We start from the raw sequence: 20,446 nt of genomic DNA on the forward strand, positions 1-20,446 counted from the left end.
AAGCTGACCATGGTGGCGGCGGCCATTACCGTGCTGTTCTTCCTGCTCGCGATCTTTGCATCGGCACTCGCGGTGCAGAACCCGTTCGATCCGGCGCAGCTGCAATTGATGAACTCGCGGATCTCACCGCTCTGGACCGCCGACGGCCAGAGCCCGTTCCTGCTCGGCACCGACGAGCAGGGCCGCGACGTGTTCTCCGCCATCCTCTATGGCTTGCGCATCTCGCTCGCCGTCGGCGTCGCCGGCGTGGTCTTCGCCGGCGCGCTCGGAATCGCACTCGGCCTGACCGCCGGCTATTTCGGGGGCGCGGTCGACGGCGTGATCATGCGGATCGCCGACGTGCAGCTGACCTTCCCCGCCATTCTGATCGCGCTGCTGATCAACGGCATCGCGAAATCGATCCTCGGCAACCGGCTGGATGCCAACAGCATGCTGGTGGTGCTGGTGATCTCGATCGGGCTTAGTTTCTGGGTCGGATATGCCCGGACGGTGCGCGGTTCCGTGATGGTCGAGAAGAACAAGGATTACGTGGCCGCAGCGCAGCTGATCGGCCTGCCCGCGCCAAAGATCATGCTGCGACACGTACTGCCCAACACGATGGGACCGATCCTGGTCATCGCCACCATCAACCTCGCGCTTGCCATCATCACCGAGGCGACCCTGTCCTTCCTCGGTGTCGGCCTGCCCGACACCATGCCGTCGCTCGGGACGCTGATCCGCATCGGCAACAACTATCTGTTCGCGGGCGAATGGTGGATCGTCGCCTTCCCCGGGCTTGCGCTCGCCGCGCTGATCCTGTCGATCAACCTGCTCGGCGACTGGCTGCGCGACGCGCTCAACCCGAAACTTCGATGAGCAAAGCTTCGATGAAAACGCCTCGCCCATGACCGAACCCGTTCTCTCCGTGCGCAATCTTCAGGTCGAGTTCGCCTCTCGCCGCGGCACGCTGCGCGCGATCGACGGCGTCTCGTTCGACATCGCCAAGGGCGAGGTGCTCGGCGTGGTCGGCGAATCCGGCGCCGGCAAGTCCGTCACCGGCCTGGCGGTGATCGGCCTGATCGATCCGCCCGGTCGCATCGCCGGCGGCGAGATTCGTCTCGCCGGCCAGCGCATCGACAATTTGCCCGCCGAGCAGATACGCCGCATCCGGGGAAAACGGATCGGCATGATCTTCCAGGATCCCCTCACCTCGCTCAATCCGCTGTACCGCGTCGGCGACCAGATCATCGAGACGATCAAAACCCACCTGAACCTGTCCGAGACGGCCGCCCGCCGCCGCGCCATCGACCTGCTCGCCGAGGTCGGTATTCCCGCGCCGGAAAAGCGCATCGACGGCTATCCCCACGAATTCTCCGGCGGCATGCGCCAGCGCGTTGTGATTGCGCTGGCGATCTGCGCCGAGCCCGAGTTGATCATCGCGGACGAGCCAACCACCGCGCTCGACGTCTCCGTGCAGGCGCAGATCATCTCGCTGATCAAGCGGCTCGGCCGCGACCACGGCACCGCCGTGATGCTGGTGACGCACGACATGGGCGTGATCGCGGAGACCTCCGACCGCGTCGCGGTGATGTATGCCGGCCGCGTCGCCGAGATCGGCCCGGTACAGGACGTCGTCAGGAATCCGCTGCACCCTTACGCCAAGGGCCTGATGGGCGCGATCCCGACGCTTGCCGGGGACGACAAGCGCCTGGTGCAGATCCCCGGCTCCATGCCGCGCCTGTCGGCGATCCCGCGCGGCTGCTCGTTCAATCCGCGCTGCGCCTTCGCCTTCGATCGTTGCCGGGTTGAACGGCCGGAGCCACTATCGCGCGGCACACAGTCCGTTGCCTGCCATCTCTACGACACCGTGCCTGCGGAGAGCGCGGCATGAGCACGCCCTTCGTCCAGGCCACAAATCTGCGCCGCGTCTTCGACGTCTCAAAACCCTGGCTCAACCGCGTGCTCGAAGGCGGGCATCTCGAATATCTCAAGGCTGTCGATCACGTTAGCTTCGACATCAGGAAGGGCGAGACCTTTGCTCTGGTCGGCGAGTCCGGCTCGGGCAAGACCACGGTGGCGCGGATGGTCGTCGGCCTGTTGCCGCCGAGTTCCGGCAACGTGCTGATCGACGGCATCTCGATGACCGATCCACGGCAGGCGCAGGCGCGGCGAAAACTGCGCCGCCGCATCCAGATGATCTTTCAAGACCCCTATGCGAGCCTGAACCCGCGCTTCCGGGTCGATGCCATCATCTCCGAGCCGATCCGCGCCTTCGACCTGATCCAGGGCGAGCGCGACATCCAGGCGCGCGTCGGCGAACTGCTCAGCCTTGTCGGGCTGCATCCCGACGACCGGTTGAAATTTCCACACGAATTCTCCGGCGGCCAGCGCCAGCGCATCGCGATCGCGCGAGCGCTCGCCTCCGATGCGGAGTTCATCGTTTGCGACGAGCCGACCTCGGCGCTCGACGTCTCCGTGCAGGCGCAGATCCTGAACCTGATGCGCGACCTCCAGGACAAGTTCGGCCTGACCTACATGTTCATCAGCCACAACCTCGCCGTGGTCCGCCACATGGCGAGCCGCGTCGGCGTGATGTATCTCGGCCGCATCGTCGAGATCGCGGAGGGACGCGAGCTGTTCGCCCGACCGCGCATGCCCTACACCAAGATGCTGCTGGGCGCCGTGCCCGATCTCGCAATGTCGGGCCGCCAGCGTATTCCAGTGAAGGGCGAGATCCCGAATCCGATCAATCCGCCGCCCGGCTGCGCCTTCAATCCGCGCTGCCCGCTGGCGTTCGATCTCTGCCGCAAGGAAGCCCCGGAACTGATCGCCGGCGTCGCCTGCCATGCGGTGAACACCGCGCCGGTCCCGGCGTGACGCGCGCGTGCCATGCGGCCTGCGCATTGGCGGCACGGCATTGCCTGTGATCAATTGCGCGCGCGACAAATAAGGTAGCGAAATCCCATGGCCAGCAACGTCAATCCCGATCCCTTCACGACGCGCCCCGAGATCGAGGGCACATTCGGGGTCGTCGCCACCACACACTGGATCGCGACCGCGGTCGGCATGGCCATCCTGGAAAAGGGCGGCAATGCCTTCGACGCCGGCGTCGCCACAGCGTTCACGCTCCAGATCGTCGAACCGCATTTGAACGGCCCCGGCGGAGACGTGCCCATCATCGTGCATGACGTCAAACGCGCACGCACCGAGGTGATCTGCGGCCAGGGCCCGGCGCCGGCGCGCGCCACCATCGCGCATTACAAGAGCGAAGGCCTCGACATGGTGCCGGGCACCGGCCTGCTCGCGGCCTGCGTCCCCGGCACGTTCGAATCCTGGATGATGCTGCTGCGCGACTACGGCACGATGCGCGTGCGCGACGTGCTGGAGCCGGCCATCTCCTACGCGCGCGACGGCTATCCGCTGGTCGAGCGCGCCTGCGCCACGATCCAGACCGTCGAGCAACTGTTCCGCAAGCATTGGCCGACCTCGGCGGCGGTCTATCTGCCCAATGGCGAAGTGCCGAGGCCCGGCACGCTCTTCACCAACAAGACGCTGGCTGCGACCTACGCCCGCATTCTCAGCGAAGCCGAGAGCGGCGGCGGTGACCGCGACGCCGAGATCGAGCGCGCGCGAAAGGCCTGGTCGCAAGGTTTCGTTGCGGAAGCCATCGACAAGTTCTGCCGCACCCAGGAAGTGATGGATGTCAGCGGCTCGCCGCATCGCGGCGTGCTCTCGGCCGACGACATGGCGCGCTGGCAGCCGACGATCGAGGCACCGCTGACCTACGACTATGGCCGCTACACCGTCTGCAAGGCAGGCGTCTGGAGCCAGGGTCCGGTGACGCTCCAGCAGCTCGCGCTGCTCAAGGGCTTTGCGCTCGACGGGCTAGATCCGACCGGGCCGGAATTCATCCACCTCCAGATCGAATGCGCCAAGCTCGCGTTTGCCGACCGCGAAAAATTCTACGGCGATCCCAAATTCAGCGAGATCCCGATCGCGACGCTGCTGTCGGATGCCTATAACGACGAACGTCGCAAACTGATCTCAGAGAAGGCATCGCTCGACTTCCTCCCCGGTTCGGTCGAAGGTTTTGGCGGCGTGGTCAAGCTGCGCCGCGCCGAGGGGCAGCGTGAGGCGGTCGGCGCGCTTGGCGCGGGCGAGCCGACAGTCGGGCGCTTCGGCGAGGTGCGCGGCGACACCGTGCATTTCGACATCATCGACAAGGCCGGCAACATGGTGTCCTCGACGCCATCGGGCGGCTGGCTGCAATCCTCGCCGATCATTCCGGAGCTCGGCTTCTGCCTCGGCAGCCGCGCGCAGATGTTCTGGCTGGAGGAAGACCATCCCGCCGCGCTTGCGCCGGGCAAGCGGCCGCGCACGACGCTGTCGCCGACCATGGCGCTACGCGACGGCGAGCCGTATCTGGCCTGGGGCTCGCCCGGCGGCGACCAGCAGGATCAGTGGATCACGCAGTTTTTCCTGCGGCACGTCCATTGCAACCTCAATCTGCAGGAAGCGATCGACGCGCCGGCCTGGCACTCCGAGCACTTCCCGATCTCGTTCTGGCCGCGCACCGCGCGCCCCGGCGTGCTCGTGGTCGAGAACCGCGTGCCGAAGGCGACGATCGAGAACCTTCGCGAGCGCGGACACATTGTCGAGGTCGGCCCCGACTGGTCGGAAGGTCGCCTCACCGCGGCCTCGCGCGTCGGGGTGCGCCGCCGCGCCGCCGCCAACCCGCGTGGCATGCAGGGCTACGCCGCAGGGCGCTGAAGGCAGCACATGACCTGGTCGATCATCGCGCGAGACCCTGCCACCGGCCAGTTCGGCATCGCTGTAGCTACCCGCTTCTTCGCCGTCGGAGCGCGCGTGCCCTACATCGCGGCCGGTCTCGGCGCCATCGCGACCCAGGCCTTCGTCAATCCCTATTACGGCATCGACGGCGTCAAGCTGCTGCGCGAGGGCCTGAATGCGCATAACGTTCTCGCCACCCAGCTCGCGACCGACGACGGCCGCGAGAGCCGCCAGATCCACATCATGGACGCCAGCGGCGCGATCGCCGCGCATACCGGGCGCGACTGCGTCGACTGGTGCGGGCACATCGCCGGCAGCGGCTTCTCGATCGCCGGCAACATGCTTGCCGGCGCCGACGTGCTCGACGAGACCGCGAAGACCTATATCGCCAATGACAGCCTGCCCTTCCCGCGCCGCCTGCTCGCCGCCATGCGCGCGGGCGAGGCCGCCGGCGGCGACAAGCGCGGCAAGCAATCCGCTGCGCTCCTGATCCACGGCGAGGAGGAATGGCCGGCGCTGGACATTCGCGCCGACGATCATCTCGATCCGCTGGGCGAACTCGAACGGCTGGAGCGCGTCAGTCAGGAACTCTGGGTGCATTTCCGCTCTTCCATGCCGACGCGGCAGAACCCGGCAGGCAACACCGATCGCAGCGTCATCGACGCCAGCATTGCTGCGAGCCGAGCAAGGCAATCATGAGCGCAAGTCCTCTCATCGAGATCAAGGATCTGCGCATCCGCTTCCACGGCGACGACGGCCGCGTGACCCACGCCGTCGACAGCGTCGATCTCAGCGTCGCCAATGGCGCGACGCTCGGCCTCGTCGGCGAATCCGGTTGCGGCAAGAGCGTGACGTCGCTGGCGATCATGGGGCTTTTGCCGAAGCAAAGCGCGGAGATCTCCGGCGTAATCCGCTTCGACGGCTTCGACCTGCTGAAGACTCCTGACCAGACGCTGCGCGACCTCCGCGGCAACCGGCTGGCGATGATTTTTCAGGAGCCGATGACGTCGCTCAACCCGAGCTTCACCATCGGCGACCAGATCATCGAGACCATTCTGCGCCATCGCGGCGGCTCCCGGCGCAGCGCGCGCGAGCGGGCCATCGAGCTGCTGCGGCGCGTTCACATCCCCTCGCCCGAGCGGCGGATCGACGAATATCCGCACAAGCTCTCCGGCGGCATGCGCCAGCGCGTGATGATCGCGATGGCGCTGGCCTGCGACCCGCGGCTGCTGATCGCAGACGAGCCGACCACCGCGCTCGACGTCACCCTGCAGGCGCAGATTTTGGAGCTGATGCGCGAACTGAAGGCGGCGAGCGGCGCCGCTATCATCCTGATCACCCACGATCTCGGTGTCGTCGCCGAAGTCTGCGACGAGGTCGCGGTGATGTATGCCGGCGAGATCGTCGAGCGCGCGCCGGTCGACGAGCTGTTCGCCATGCCGCAGCATCCCTACACCGTCGGCCTGCTGGGCTCAATCCCGCGGCTCGATCATCGCGCCGAGCAACTGGCCACGATCGAGGGCATGGTGCCGAACATGGCGCAGCCACCCGCTGGCTGCCGTTTCGCCGCGCGCTGCCCCTTCGTGCTGGACGCCTGCACCAAGGCGCCGCCACCGCTGGTCGAAGTCAGCCCCGGCCACCTCTCGCGCTGCATCCGCGCGCCGCTCGAACTTCTGGTGTCGTGATGGCGCTTCTCGAGGTCGAAGGCCTGGTCAAGCATTTTGTCGCCGGGCGCTCGCTGTTCGGCCGGGCACTGGGGCATGTCAAAGCGGTCGATGGCGTCAGCTTCTCTCTCGACGCCGGCAAGACGCTGGCCCTGGTCGGCGAATCCGGTTGCGGCAAATCCACCGTCAGTCGCCTGGTGCTGCGGCTGATCGAGCCGGATGCAGGCACGGTGCGTTTCGCCGGCCGTGACCTGCTCTCGCTGGACGCCGGGGCGCTCCGCGCCTTCCGCCGCGAAGCACAGATCATCTTCCAGGACCCCTACGCCTCGCTCAATCCGCGCATGACGGTCGGCCAGATTCTCGCCGAGCCGCTGGCGCTGCACGATCTGGTACCGCCGGCGCAACGGCGCGAGCGCGTCGCGGAAATCCTGCGACTGGTCGGCCTCGAGCCGCGGCTCGAGCGGCGTTATCCGCACGAATTCTCCGGCGGCCAGCGCCAGCGCATCGCCATCGCCCGCGCGCTCGCGGTCGAACCAAAACTGATCATCTGCGATGAGCCGGTCTCGGCGCTGGACGTCTCGATCCGCTCGCAGATCCTCAACCTCCTGCGCGAGCTGCAGGACCGGCTTGGGCTGGCCTACATCTTCGTCTCGCACGATCTGGCTGTGGTCAAGCACATCGCCGACCATGTCGCCGTGATGAATCTCGGCCAGATCGTCGAGACTGCCGAGGCGGACGCCCTGTTCGCGGCACCCCGCCATCCCTACAGCCGTGCGCTGCTGTCCGCGATCCCCATGCCTAAACCGCGGGCAAAGCGCAGCCGGATTGTGCTGCAGGGAGAGATCCCGAGCGCGCTCAACCCGCCGCCGGGATGCCGCTTCCACACCCGCTGCCCCTACGTCGTCGACCGCTGCCGCAGTGAAATGCCGCAGCTGGTGCCGGATGGCATCGGACATGCAACGGCCTGTCACCGAACGTCGGAACTGCCGTCCTCCGCGGCGATCGTCCCGTCCGACGGCGGCTTTTCGCCGGTCCTTGAAAAATTGGTCGCCGCCTTCAGCGGCGGCCCGGAAGCAGTCCGCGGCAGCGGGGTTAGTTCATTGGGAACGGACCCGGCATAGCCGCAAAACAGAGGTTGAGAGCGATGAGTTTCATGCGTTTGACAATCCTGGCGTCGGCTGTGCTGACGTCGCTCGCGGGCGCAGCCCAGGCTCAGACCACGCTTCGCATCGGCATCGCCGAAGACCCCGACATCCTCGATCCCAGCATCGGCCGCACCTATGTCGGCCGCATCGTCTTCTCCGCCTTCTGCGACAAGCTGTTCGACATCGACGAGAAGCTCAACATCGTGCCGCAGCTCGCGCTGTCCTACGAGACCTCGGCCGACGGCAAGGAGATGACGATCAAGCTCCGGCCCAACGTCAAATTCCACGACGGCGAGCCGCTGGACGCCGAAGCCGCAAAATTCTCGATCGAGCGTCACATGACGCTGCCGACCTCGTTCCGGAAGTCCGAGCTTGCCAGCGTCGACCATGTCGAGGTGGTCGATCCGCTGACCATCAAGCTGGTGCTGAAGACGCCCTACTCGCCGCTGATCGCCCAGCTCACCGACCGCTCCGGCATGATGGTCTCGCCGAAGGCGGCGAAGGAAGCCGGCGACAAGTTCGGCCTGCATCCGGTCTGCGCCGGTCCCTACAAATTCGTCGAGCGCGTCCAGCAGGACCGCATGGTGTTCGAGAAGTTTGCCGACTACTGGAACAAGGACAACATCCATATCGACCGCGTCGTGTTCCTGCCGATTGTCGACGCGACGGTGCGCCTTGCCAACCTCAAGTCCGGCGGGCTCGATCTGATCGAGCGCGTGCTCGCCACCGACATCAAGGACGTGCGCGCCGATTCCCGCCTCGTGCTGTCGACCGCGCCGGAGCTCGGCTATCTCGGCCTGACCGTCAATATCGGAAACGACAAAACCAAGGGGCCGCTGAGCCAGTCGGCGAAGGTCCGCCAGGCACTCGATCTCTCGATCGACCGCGAAGCGCTCAACCAGGTCGTCTTCAACGGCGAGTTCACGCCTGGAAATCAGTGGGTCAGCCCGAAGCATCCCTATTACCAGAAAGCGTTCCCGGTTCGCGGTCGCGACATCGCGAAGGCCAAGGCGCTGCTGAAGGAAGCCGGCGTCACCACGCCGGTGACGGTGGATTACATGATCCCCAAGGGCGCGGAGAACGAAGCCGTCGCCCAGGTCGTCCAGTCCATGGCCGCGGAAGCGGGTTTTGACATCAAGATCCGCGCGGTCGAATTCGCGACGACCTTCAAGCAGGCTCAAGCCGGCGAGTTCCAGATCTTCCAGATCAACTGGAGCGGCCGCATCGATCCCGACGGCAATTCCTACATCTTCATGCGCAGCAAGGCGCCGCAAAACGACGGCGTGTATTCGAACCCCGAGGCCGACAAGCTGATGGAAGATGGACGCATGACGTCCGACGTCGAGGAGCGCAAGGCGATCTACGAAAAGCTGACCAAGATCCTGCTTGACGATTTTCCGATCATCTACATCTACCACCGCACACTGCTGATCGCGCACACGAAGAAGCTCGACGGCTACAGGCAGATGCCCGATGGGCTGGTGCGTGTGGTCGGATTGAAGTTCAAGTGATCACGGCAGCGGTTGGGACGCGCGTGGAGCCATGCTGAACTTCCTCGCCCACCGAATCGCGCAGATCGTGCCGACACTGTTCTTCGTGTCGGTGCTGATCTTCTCGCTCCAGCAATTGCTGCCGGGCGATCCCGCGCTGGTGATGGCCGGCGAGGAGCGCGATCCCGCCGTGATCGAACAGATCCGCCAGCAGTACAAGCTGGATCAGCCRATCCCCGTGCAGTACGTCTATTGGCTCAAGGGCGTTCTCTCAGGCAATTTCGGCGAGTCGTTGCGCAACAAGATGCCGGTGCGCGAGCTGATCGCACAGAAGCTGCCGGTGACGCTCCAGCTCGGCTCGATGGCGATCCTGATCGCGTTCCTCATCGGCATTCCCGCCGGCATCATCTCCGCGGTGAAGAAGGGCACGGTTTGGGACTATGGTGCCAACCTGTTCGCGCTGTGGGGTATCTCGACGCCGAATTTCTGGCTCGGAATCCTCATGATCTTCCTGTTCTCGATTCACCTGGGCTGGCTGCCGGCCTCAGGCTACGTGCCGCTGACCGAGGACTGGCGCGCGAGCCTGGCAGCCACCATCATGCCGGCCTTCGTGCTCGGCAACGCAATTTCGGCGGTCCTGATGCGGCACACGCGCAGCGCCATGCTCCAGGTTCTGGAGAGCGACTATGTCCGCACCGCGCGCGCGAAAGGTCTCTCCGAGCGCTCGGTGATCCTCAAGCATGCGATGCGCAACGCGCTCACGCCGATCATCACCCTCGGTGCGCTCGAGCTCGGCACGCTGTTGTCGGGCGCGGTGCTGACCGAGCAGATCTTCTCCATTCCCGGCTTCGGCAAGCTGATCGTGGATGCCGTCTTCAACCGTGACTATGCGGTGGTGCAGGGCGTGGTGCTGGTGACGGCCACAGTCTACATCACACTGAATCTCGTTGCCGACGTCGCCTATGTCCTCGTCAATCCGCGGCTGCGAGGTTAGACGATGACCGACGCCGCACTGCCAGCCAGTCCCGCCTCCCAGGCCTACGAGCTGGACAGCCCGGCGCGCCGTGCGCGGCGGCGCCTGTTCAAGCGCAAGGCTGCGGTCTTCGGGCTTGTCCTGATCACGGCCTTCATCCTGCTTGCGGCCCTTGCGCCGCTGGTCGTGCCCTATGATCCCATTGCGACGAGCTGGAGCCTGGTGCGCAAGCCGCCCACCGCCGCTCACTGGTTCGGCACCGACGATCTCGGCCGCGACATCCTGAGCCGCGTCATCTACGGCGCGCGGGCCTCGCTGATGGCGGGTCTGATCTCGGTCGCGATCGCGCTCGGGATCGGTGTCCCTCTTGGCCTCCTCGCCGGCTATCGCGGCGGATTTGTTGACGCGCTGATCAGCCGGATCACCGATGCAATGTTGGCCTGCCCGTTCCTGATCCTGGCGATTGCGCTGGCCGCCTTCCTCGGTCCCAGCCTCGGCAATGCCATGATCGCAATCGGCATCTCGGCCACGCCGATCTTCATCCGTCTGACGCGCGGGCAGGTCTTGAGCGTCAAGGCCGAAGACTATGTCGAGGCGGCGCGCGCGCTCGGCAATCCGCCGTGGCGCATTGCCTTCTCGCACATCCTGCCGAACATCCTTCCCGCGCTATTGGTGCAGGCGACGCTGTCGATCGCCGCCGCCATCATCGCCGAAGCCGCGCTGTCGTTCCTCGGCCTCGGCCAGCAGCCGCCCGCACCGTCCTGGGGCAGCATGCTCAACGCGGCGCAGCGCTTCCTGACCCAGGCGCCGTGGATGGCGATCTGGCCGGGCCTTGCGATCTTCCTCGTGGTGCTGTCGCTGAACCTGCTCGGCGACGGCCTGCGCGACGCGCTCGACCCGCGTCAGCGCTAGATCACGGTCTCGCGCATCACGCGGCGACAATCCATCTCGTATTCGAGATCGACCACTGGCGGACGGGCAAAATGCCAGGTCAGGCCGGAGCGCAACGCGCCGCGGCGGACCAGTTCGTCGACCAGCGCGTGGTGGAAATCGTGCACGGAATAGGCCTGCACGCCGGTGGTGTCCTTCCAGCCGAAGCCGAAGGCCGTCATCCGGTTTTCCATCTGCGACGTGGTGGTGAAGCGCACCTTTTCGCGCAGCCCCTCCGGACTGAGGTCGCGGTAGCGCACGGTGCGCTCGACATAGGTCCCGCCGCCCTCGCGCGTCTCGGCGCCACCGGCGATCACGAAACTTGGCGCCTTCGATGTCGTCGGACGCGTGAAGGAGAAGGCATAGAACGACGGCTCGGACGGCGGATCGATCTCCGGACAGACATTGCTGCGCGCCACCGGATTGGTGGTGCCGTCGAAGATGCCCCATTCGGACAGCGTCTTCACATAGTGCAGGTTGAATGCGCGAAAGCCGTCCTCGCTGAAGGCCGCCGGTGAGCGCAACTCGCAGGCACAGAACGCCGTCAGCGGCCGGCCTGCTTCCTGGATATACTTCGCCGCGAGCGCAAATCCCTCGGCCAGCGGCACCAGGCGGTCGAACCGAACCCGCTCGATCTCGTAGCCGTCGTCAGCGGCGGCACCCGCCGAATACTGGAACACGGACGGAATGAAACGATAGTTGCCGGCGGAGAAATCACCAATCATGTCGAACTCCTATTCCAGTTTCATGCGGACACCCTTGGCGCCGTTGAGCAGGCGCTTCAGGTGAAAGCCGGCCAGGGAATCGTCGGCGTGGATCCCGACCAGCGCGGCAAAGGCCGGCATCGCCGCGACGTCGCCGGCTTCCATCTTGGCAAAAGCCTCGGAATATTGCGCCGTCCTTGGCGCTTCGAATTTTTCCTGCAGCAACGGTTCGAACGCGCGCAGCGGTTCGCTGCGTCCGCGCAGCATCAGATCACCCACGGGACGGCCTTGAAAATGCTCGGCCGCCTTGGCGACGCTGGCACTGGCGCAGATGCGTGTTCCCAGATGCTTGTTGGCGGCCTCCAGTCGCGCCGCGATGTTGATGGTGTCTCCATACGCGGTGTAGTCGAAGAAGCGGTTGCCTCCGAAATTGCCGACCAGAGCCGGCCCGGCGTGAATGCCGATGCGGGTGGTGCCGAAGTTCACGCCCACGGCCCTCTGGCGCGCGCAGAAATCCTGCGCCCAGGCATCGAGGTCATGGGCGCAGGCGACCGCACGCGTCGCATAGTCCGGCTGATCGCCGGGCGCATTGAAGAGCACCTGGATCGCATCGCCGATGATTTTTGCGACCGTCCCCTCATGCGCGAAGATGGTTTCGGTCATCCCGCCAACATATTCGTTGAGGAGCGCGCCCAGCGTCTCGGGCGGCGCGCTCTCGACCAGGGAGGTGAACCCGGTGATATCGGTGAAGATGGTGGCGACATCGCGCCACTGCACCTCGATCCCCTCACCCTCGCCGCCAGCCACCAGACGCTTGGCGAGCTCGGGCGAGAAATGGCGCGATAGCGCGGCATGGGCCCGCTCCGCCTCCATCTGACGGCGCCGTACCTCGCGCAGCATCTCGATATGGCGAATGGTCTTCTCGATCGTGGCTTCCAGGTCGRCGAAGTCGATCGGTTTGGTGAGGAAGTCGAACGCGCCGCGGTTCATGGCGGTGCGGATGTTGCTCATGTCGCCATAGGCCGAGACGATGATGGTCGACTTCTTGTCCTCGGCCTCCTGGAGCTTCGCCAGCAGCGACAGCCCATCCATCCGCGGCATGTTGATGTCGGAGACCACCATGTCGACATGCGGGTTCTGCTCGAGGGATTCCAGCGCCTCGACGCCGTCGCGTGCAAACATGATGTCGACGAGCCCGTCGCGGATCTGCCTGCGAAACTTTTGCAGGATCAGCGCCTCGAGGTCTGGCTCGTCATCGACGAAGAGGATGGTCGAAGTCATGCGGCTTGCTCGAGCCTCGTGTCGATCTCCTGCCGCAGCAGCGCAAAATCGATCGGCTTGGTGAGGAGCCCGATGGCGCCACGCTCGATCGCCTTCCGGCGCGTCTCGGCGTCACCATAGGCCGTGATCATGATGACGGGAACGTCCGGATGCTCGGCGCGCACCTTGGGCAGCATGTCGAGCCCGCTCATGCCGGGCATGTTGATGTCGGACAGGATCAGGATCAACGAGGGGTCGCGCACCTCGGAGGCGAGCCTGAGCGCATCGGACGCGGACGGCGCGAATTCCATCTGGAAGCGTCCGGCGCGCAGGTCACGCCGGAACTGCTGCCGGAACAGCGCCTCGACGTCGGGCTCGTCATCGACGACCAGGATGTAAACGTTCAATTCTTGCCTCCGGGAGTATCGTCCGCCGCCATCTGGCGCGGCAACGTGATGATGAATTCGGTGAATACACCGGGTGTGGTGTTCACGTCGATCGTGCCGCCGTGCTGTTTCACGACGATGTCATGACTCATGGACAGGCCAAGCCCGGTGCCCTCGCCGGCCGGCTTGGTGGTGAAGAACGGATTGAACAGTTTCGCCTTCACCTCGGGCGGAATCCCTGTGCCGTTGTCGCGGATCCGGATCTCGACCTTGTCGCCGAGGTTTTTGGTGGCCGCGTTCAAGGTGGGCTCGAAGCCGTCCGTCGCGCTCTCCTTGCGCTTGGCCGCAGCATAGAAGCCGTTCGAGATCAAATTGAGCAAGACGCGCGCGATCTCCTGCGGATAGACATCGACCATCCCGGCCCCGGGATCGAACTCGCGCTCGAGCGTGACGTTGAAGGCGGGCCGTTCCGCGCGCGCGCCGTGATAGGCGAGATTGAGGCTTTCCTCGACGATGGCATTGATATCGCTGGGACGATGCTCGCCGGAACCCGCGCGCGAATGCAGCAGCATGTTCCTGACGATGGAATCGGCGCGCTTGCCGTGCTGCACCACCTTCTCGAGATTGCTCTTGAGCATGCCGGTCAGCTCGTCGACCTCCTCCTTCGTCTTGCCGTCGAGCGAAGCCGATTGCAGGGCCTGGTTGAGTTCATCGATCAGCTCGGTCGAGACCGAGGAGAAATTGTTGACGAAATTGAGCGGGTTCTTGATCTCGTGGGCGATCCCCGCCGTGAGCTGGCCGAGGGAGGCGAGCTTCTCGGTCTGGATCAGGCGATCCTGCGCGGTACGCAGATTGTCGAGCGACTGCGACAGCTCCGTGGTACGCTCACGAAGCTGCTTGAGCAGTCGAGCGTTCTCGATCGCAATCACAGCCTGTTTGGTGAAATTCTCAACCAGTGCGATCTGCTTGTCGGCGAACGGACGGACCTCCTTGCGATAGACCGCGATCGTGCCAATCAGCTCGTTCTCCTTCAGCATCGGCACGATGACGATCGTACGGGCGCCGGCGACGTCTGAGATCGCGCGAACGGCAGGCCCACCAGCAAGATAGGCAGGTGTGTTTCGCACATCGTGAACGTGGACGACCTCACGTGTCCTGACGACCTCGGCGAGCGCGCTGTTCGGACGAGGTCGGATTTCCACATCTTTTCGCGAAGCAGCGAACGCAGCCGGCACATTGTAATCCGCCGCAATCGTGAAGCTTTCACCGTCCCAGAGATTCATGACGCCGAAACTTGCGCCACAGACCCGCGTCGCATTTTCGAGCATTTTGTAGAACACGGGAGCGAGTTCGCCCGGAGAGGAACTGATGACCTCCAGCACCTCAGAAGTCGCCGTCTGTTGCTCGAGCGTTTCGGACAATTCAGCCGTCCGCCGCTCGACCTTGTTTTCCAAATCCGCATAGGATTCCTGCAATCGCGCGCCCATGTCGTTGAACTGGTCGGCGAGTCCTTCGAGCTCGTCGCCGGTCTTGATCGAGATGCGCTGCGAGAAATCGCCGCCGCCGATCCGCTCGGCGCCGCTGCGCAGGGCCTGGATCGGTCCGACCATGCGGCGTGCGAGAAAAATCCCGGCGAGCACCGCGAAGATCGACGCTGCGAGCAACACGATCGCCAGCCGCTGCAGCGAAGCATAGAGCGCCGCATAGGCCTCCTCGACCGGCAGCTCGACGAGCATGGTCCAATGCAGCGGCTCGATCGGGGCCGATGTGGTCAGCACCTTCTGCCCCTGGATATTGCGCGCTTCGGGGAGCGCGTCGGACAGGGTGCCGCCTCCAGCCTGCGCGGCGCGCACCTGCGCGAGGCCCGACATGTCGGTGTTGCGCAGCACCAGGCTGATGTCGGGATGCGCGATCAGGCGTCCCTCCGGGCCGACCACATAGGCGTGCCCGTGTTCGCCGACCTTGATCTGGGACACGACGTCCCAGATCAGCTTGAGATTGACCTCCGCGATGCTGACGCCGGCATCCTTGCGCGCGCCGGCCAGCGCGAGCGTCATGTAGGGCTCGGACTCCCTGCGGAAATAGACCGGGCCGTAATAGACCTTGTGCGCGACCGCCTCGGTGAACTTCGGGTCGGCCGACAGGTCGATCCCGCTGTCGATCGCGTCCATGGCCAGCCGCGAGACCCGCAAGCGCTCCTTGCCGGTCGCATCCACCTGGGCGAGCTCTGTGACCGCCGGCACCTGGCGCAGCAGCCGTTGTGCGTCGAACCGGCGCTGCTCGATCGAGCCCGCCGACCAGGGCAGCTGCGTGGTCCAGCCTAGCTGGCTCTCGATCTCCTTGACGAACTGGCCGATCTTGGCCGCCGCCGCCTCCGCCTGCTCATGCTGGACCCGGATCAGCGCGGCCTTGTGCTCGCGATAATAGAAGAAGACCTCGAACAGCCCGTTGGCCAGCAGCGCAATGGCGACGACGGCCACGAAGAGCGCGACATATTTGGTGAAAAGCCGGGTCCTGATCCCGCGCCCCGCCGCCTCGCCGGGCACGACGCCAGCCGCGGCCGCGCTCGGCGCCGTCCTGGCTTGCGGGGTGTCGGGGTGGAGGGAGATGCTCATCCCGGCGAATCTAGCAAGAAGGCCGGAACTTGTCTCTCGCCAACGCGGAAAGGGCTCCCCCTAAGCCTGACGGCGTCCGCAGGCTGCGGGGCAAATGAAAAGGGCGGCAACGGATGCCGCTGCCGCCCTCTGGTTCGCTGACCTGCGGCTCAGGTCGGTCGCAGCGCCTTGGAATTGAGGTCGAGATCGTTGACCTCCTTGTTCCGCTCGGACTCGGCCGCCGCGCGGTGGTCGGTTGCCAGCACGACGTAGACTGCGGGCAGCACGAACAGCGTGAACAGCGTACCGATCGACATGCCGGCGACCACCACGAGGCCGATCGAAAAGCGGCTGGCCGCGCCCGCGCCGGACGCAGTCAGGAGCGGGATCAGGCCGGTCACCATCGCGGCCGTGGTCATCAGGATCGGCCGCAGACGAATGCGGGCCGACATCTCGATGGCCGAGCGGCGGTCGAGCCGCTCGTTGACCTGGAGCTCGTTGGCGAACTCCACCATCAGGATGCCGTGCTTGGTGATCAGGCCGACCAGGGTCAGCAGACCGACCTGGGTGTAGATGTTCATGGTCGCCATGCCAAAGAACAGCGGGATCAGCGCACCCACGATCGCCATCGGCACCGAGATCATGATCACGAACGGGTCACGCAGGCTCTCGAACTGSGCCGCCAGCACCAGGAAGATGATGATCAGCGCAAAACCGAAGGTGATCGCAAGCTGGTTGCCCTCCTGCACGTATTGCCTGGAGTCCGCGAGATAATCGTGGCTGAAGCCGGCCGGCAGCTTCTTGGCCTCGCCTTCGAGGAAGTCGACCGCCGATCCGACCGTCACGCCGGGCATCGGCACAGCCGAGAACGTCGCCGAATTGAGCTGATTGTAATGCGTCAGCGAATTCGGATCAGTCTTGGTCCTGACCGAGACCACGGTCGACAGCGGGAGCTGCTGGCCCGTGTTGGTCGTCACATAATAGCCGCCGAGCGATTCCGGCGAGAGCCGGCTGCTGCGCGGCACCTGTGGGATCACCTGGTAGGACCGGCCCTCCAGATTGAAGCGGTTGATGTAGTTGCCACCGAGCAGCACCGCGAGCGTAGAGCCGAGGTTCTGCATGTTAACGCCGAGATCCTGCGCCTTGGTGCGGTCGATCGTGACCTCCACGTTCGGCTGGTTGTAGGCGAGGTCGCTGTCGGAGACGATGAACATGCCGCTCTTGCGCGCGGCGTCCTTCAGCTTCTCCATCTGCTCATAGACCGTCTGGAAGCCCGCGGTGGAATTGATCACCATCTGAACCGGCAGACCGCCGGGGCCACCCGGCAACGGCGGCAGGTTGAACGCGAAAGCCTGCACGCCCTCGATCTTGGAAAGCTCGGCCTGCACCAGCGGCTTCAACTGGATCGACGAGCGCTTGCGCTCGTCCCACGACTTCAGCAGCATGCCGGCGATGCCGCCCTGCGGGCCGTTGATGCCGTTCAGCACGAAGCGCAGATCGGTTTCGGGGAACTTCTGGAATTTCTCGTCGAGCTTCTCGCCGTAGAAATCGACATAGTCGATGTTGGCGTATTTCGGCGCCTTGGTCACCGCGAACACGATGCCCTGGTCCTCCTCAGGCGCCAGCTCTTTCGAGGTGTGCATGTAGAGGAAGCCGACCAGCCCGAGGATCGTCACCGCGAACAGACCGGTGATCGCCTTGTAATCGAGCGAGCGGTCGAGCCTGCGCCCATACCAGCGCGTCAAAGCGCCGAACACCTTGTTGACCAGCTTGGCGAAGCGGCCCTCTTCGGTATTCTTGAGCAGAATAGAGCACATCATCGGCGACAGCGTCAGCGCGATCACACCTGACACGATCACCGAGCCCGCGAGCGTAAAGGCGAATTCGCGRAACAGCGAACCGGTCAGGCCGCCGAGGAAGCCGATCGGCGCGTACACCGCCGCGAGCGTGATGGTCATGGAGATGACCGGCCCAACGATTTCGCGCGCGCCTTCCAGCGCCGACTGAACCGGCGTCTTCCCCTCCTCCAGATGGCGATGGATGTTCTCCACCACGACAATGGCGTCGTCGACCACGAGGCCGATCGCGAGCACCATCGCGAGCAGGGTCAGAAGGTTGAAGCTGAAACCCAACGCCAGCATCAAGGTGCAGACGCCGATCATCGACAGCGGAATGGTGACGACGGGAATGATGACCGAACGGAGCGAGGCCAGGAACAGGAAGATGACCACGATCACGATGATCACGGCTTCACCCAGCGTCTTCTCCACCTCGTCGATCGAAGACTGGATGAACTTGGTCGAGTCGTAGGCGACCTTCATCTTCATCGACGGCGGAAGATTGCGCTCGAGTTCGGGGAACAGTGCGCGCACGCCCTTGACCAGCGTCAGCGGGTTGCCCTGCGGCGTCGCGTTCACGCCAATGAAGATCGCATGCTCGCCATTGAAGGCGACGCTGGCATCCGTGCTTTGGGCGGCGAGTTCGACTGTGGCGATGTCCTCCATCCGCACAAAGCCGCCGTCCTTGGCCTTGACGATCATCTTCCTGAACTGGTTGACGTCAGTCAGGCTGGTGTTCGTCGAGATGTTGGAAACGATCAGATAGCCCTTGGTCTGCCCCGCTGCGGACTGGAAGTTGTTGGCGGCGATCGCGGCGGCGACATCGGCCGGCGACACGTTGCGGCCGGCCATCTTCATGGGATCGAGCCACAGCCGCATCGCAAAGGTCTGGCCGCCCAGAATGTCGGCCGAGGCCACGCCGTCGACCGTCGACAGCACCGGCTGCACCACACGCGTCAGATAGTCTGATATCGCCGAGCCCGACAGCTCTTCGGAGGAGAAGCCGAGATACATCACGGCCGTGGTCTGGCCGGTGGTCTTGGTGACGATCGGGTCGTTGGATTCCTTTGGAATCAGGTACTTGACCGAGTTGGTCTTGGCGAGCACCTCGGTGAGCGCCTGGTTCGGATCGAAGTTCAGCTTGATGTAGACCTGGATCGTCGAGGTGCCGAGCACCGAGGACGAGGTCATGTAGTCGACGCCTTCGGCCGAGGCGACCGCCTGCTCGATCGGCGTCGTGATGAAGCCCTGGATCAGGTCTGCGGACGCGCCGGGATAGACGGTCGTGATGTTGATGACCGTGTTCGACAGCTTCGGATATTGCCGGATCGGCAGCACCATCGCCGCGCGCAGGCCGATCAGCAGGATCAGCAGACTGACGACGACCGACAGGACCGGTCGCTTGATGAAAATATCGGTAAAGCGCATCGCGGCGATCTCGATTTCTTTGTCTCAAGAAAAGTGACCCGGCGAGGCCGGATCACCTGGATGTATTGGATCAGTAGCGCGGCGGCTGCGCCGGGATCTGCGGCGCCGGATCGGTCGAGATCGCAACTGGGGCGCCCGATTGCAGCTTGAGCTGGCCGACAGCGACGACCTTGTCGCCCACCTTCACGCCCTTGATGATTTCGACGCGACCGTCGACCCGGCTGCCGGTCTGCACGAACGTGCGCACTGCGGAGAGGCTGGTCTTGCCGTCCTCTTCCTTCTTCTCGGTGATCACGAACACGGAGTCGCCGTACAGCGTGTAATCGACCGCCGTTTCCGGCACGGTGATCACGGCCGGCTTCGCCGGCAGCACCACCGTCGTGGTCACGAACATGCCCGGCTTCAGGATCTTCTCCGGATTGGCGACCGTCGCCTGCACGCGGATGTTGCGGGTGTCGGCCGCGACCTGCGGCTCGATCGTGGTGATCTTGGCATCGAAGGTGCGGCCGGGGTAGGCGTCGACCTTGAGCCGGACCGGCTGGCCGACCTTGAGGTTGCCCGAGTCCTTTTCGGTCACCGTGAAGTTGGCCCACAGCTCCGACAGATCGGTCAGCGAGACGATCGCCGTGCCGGCCGTCAGGTACTGGCCGACTTCGACCTTGCGGACGCCGAGATCGCCGGAGAACGGCGCACGCACCAGCTTCTGCGAGATCACCGCCTCGGTCTTGGCGATGCCGGCCAGCGCCTGATCGTAGGCGGCCTGCGCGTTATCGACGGTCGCCTGCGGGCCGAACTGGCGCGATGCCAGCTGCTTGGCGCGGTCGAGCGAGAGCTGTGCGACGGTTGCCTGCGCCTTGTAGTTGGCGAGGTCGCCCTGCTCCGGCATGTCGAAGAACTGCACCAGTGGCGTGCCGGAATCGACATGCGTACCCGGCTCGAACTTGATCTCGGTGACGCGGCCGTTGACGTCGGCGCTGACGTCGACCTGGTGCACGGCGGCAAGGCCACCGACTGCGGTGAGCAGGTTCGGCACCACCTCGGACTTCGCCTCGGCCGCGCTGACCGCGGTCGGCGGCGGCTTGTTGTTGGCGAAGAACTGCTTGATCATCTGGCCGCGGAAGTAATTGAACCAGACGAGGCCGCCAACGAGCACGCCCAGGAGCGTGCCGACGATGATGAACCACAGCACCGGCCTGACCGGACGCTTGGGAGCCTTGGTGTCGATCGGTTCGCCCGAAATCTTGTGTTCGGTTACGATGTTCAT

General features: G+C 64.8%; 16 protein-coding genes. 10 read left to right on the plus strand and 6 right to left on the minus strand.

Translation table 11 applies throughout. The features are described 5' to 3' along the window. The 10 genes from AB4Z51_RS33665 to AB4Z51_RS33710 form a co-directional block, all read left to right on the plus strand. The coding region (locus AB4Z51_RS33665; protein WP_441498839.1) for an ABC transporter permease at positions 1–855 on the plus strand (855 nt) is incomplete at its 5' end. A 28-nt stretch (positions 856–883) separates the two neighbouring features. Next, positions 884–1,870, plus strand: coding sequence for an ABC transporter ATP-binding protein (locus AB4Z51_RS33670; protein ID WP_085404387.1), 987 nt, complete (start codon positions 884–886; stop codon positions 1,868–1,870). Beyond that, positions 1,867–2,856 (plus strand): ABC transporter ATP-binding protein, encoded by a 990-nt coding sequence (locus AB4Z51_RS33675; RefSeq protein WP_085404388.1) that lies wholly within the window; start codon positions 1,867–1,869, stop codon positions 2,854–2,856. The genes AB4Z51_RS33670 and AB4Z51_RS33675 overlap by 4 nt, the downstream gene beginning before the upstream one ends. Before the next feature lie 87 nt (positions 2,857–2,943). Continuing rightward, positions 2,944–4,749 carry a gamma-glutamyltransferase family protein gene (locus AB4Z51_RS33680; protein ID WP_085404389.1) on the plus strand — a complete coding sequence of 602 codons (1,806 nt, stop codon included), beginning with the start codon at positions 2,944–2,946 and terminating at the stop codon, positions 4,747–4,749. 9 nt (positions 4,750–4,758) lie between these two features. Then, positions 4,759–5,469 carry a DUF1028 domain-containing protein gene (locus AB4Z51_RS33685; RefSeq protein WP_085404390.1) on the plus strand — a complete coding sequence of 237 codons (711 nt, stop codon included), beginning with the start codon at positions 4,759–4,761 and terminating at the stop codon, positions 5,467–5,469. Then, positions 5,466–6,455: an ABC transporter ATP-binding protein gene (locus tag AB4Z51_RS33690; RefSeq protein WP_135215964.1), complete on the plus strand. Its 990-nt coding sequence runs from the start codon at positions 5,466–5,468 to the stop codon at positions 6,453–6,455. The genes AB4Z51_RS33685 and AB4Z51_RS33690 overlap by 4 nt, the downstream gene beginning before the upstream one ends. Beyond that, the gene (locus AB4Z51_RS33695; RefSeq protein ID WP_085404392.1) at positions 6,455–7,555 is read left to right on the plus strand and encodes an ABC transporter ATP-binding protein; all 1,101 of its coding nucleotides are present in this window, start codon (positions 6,455–6,457) and stop codon (positions 7,553–7,555) included. Before AB4Z51_RS33690 ends, AB4Z51_RS33695 begins: the two co-directional genes overlap by 1 nt. A 23-nt stretch (positions 7,556–7,578) precedes the next feature. Further along, on the plus strand, positions 7,579–9,090 hold the full coding sequence (locus AB4Z51_RS33700) for an ABC transporter substrate-binding protein (protein ID WP_085404393.1): 1,512 nt from the start codon (positions 7,579–7,581) through the stop codon (positions 9,088–9,090). 31 nt (positions 9,091–9,121) lie between these two features. Continuing rightward, on the plus strand, positions 9,122–10,063 hold the full coding sequence (locus AB4Z51_RS33705; protein ID WP_071915894.1) for an ABC transporter permease: 942 nt from the start codon (positions 9,122–9,124) through the stop codon (positions 10,061–10,063). Positions 10,064–10,066: 3 nt separating this feature from the next. Further along, positions 10,067–10,954: an ABC transporter permease gene (locus AB4Z51_RS33710; protein ID WP_441498840.1), complete on the plus strand. Its 888-nt coding sequence runs from the start codon at positions 10,067–10,069 to the stop codon at positions 10,952–10,954. Here AB4Z51_RS33710 and cnbZ read toward each other — a convergent pair. From cnbZ to AB4Z51_RS33740, 6 genes are all read right to left on the minus strand, one after another. Further along, positions 10,951–11,697, minus strand: a complete 747-nt coding sequence (gene cnbZ, locus AB4Z51_RS33715; protein ID WP_085404395.1) for a 2-amino-5-chloromuconate deaminase CnbZ — start codon at positions 11,695–11,697, stop codon at positions 10,951–10,953. The genes AB4Z51_RS33710 and cnbZ overlap by 4 nt on opposite strands. Before the next feature lie 9 nt (positions 11,698–11,706). Then, the gene (locus AB4Z51_RS33720) at positions 11,707–12,957 is read right to left on the minus strand and encodes an adenylate/guanylate cyclase domain-containing protein (protein WP_441498841.1); all 1,251 of its coding nucleotides are present in this window, start codon (positions 12,955–12,957) and stop codon (positions 11,707–11,709) included. After that, positions 12,954–13,343: a response regulator gene (locus AB4Z51_RS33725; RefSeq protein ID WP_014496960.1), complete on the minus strand. Its 390-nt coding sequence runs from the start codon at positions 13,341–13,343 to the stop codon at positions 12,954–12,956. Before AB4Z51_RS33725 ends, AB4Z51_RS33720 begins: the two co-directional genes overlap by 4 nt. Further along, entirely contained in the window at positions 13,340–15,937 is a 2,598-nt protein-coding gene (locus AB4Z51_RS33730) for a sensor histidine kinase (protein ID WP_085404397.1), read from the minus strand. Before AB4Z51_RS33730 ends, AB4Z51_RS33725 begins: the two co-directional genes overlap by 4 nt. A 149-nt stretch (positions 15,938–16,086) precedes the next feature. Next, entirely contained in the window at positions 16,087–19,182 is a 3,096-nt protein-coding gene (locus tag AB4Z51_RS33735) for a MexW/MexI family multidrug efflux RND transporter permease subunit (RefSeq protein WP_135216296.1), read from the minus strand. A 70-nt stretch (positions 19,183–19,252) separates the two neighbouring features. Beyond that, complete coding sequence (locus tag AB4Z51_RS33740; RefSeq protein ID WP_085404398.1) at positions 19,253–20,446, minus strand: efflux RND transporter periplasmic adaptor subunit; 1,194 nt, start codon at positions 20,444–20,446, stop codon at positions 19,253–19,255.

It is taken from the genome of Bradyrhizobium sp. 2TAF36, from assembly GCF_052114925.1.
Taxonomy (GTDB): domain Bacteria; phylum Pseudomonadota; class Alphaproteobacteria; order Rhizobiales; family Xanthobacteraceae; genus Bradyrhizobium; species Bradyrhizobium barranii.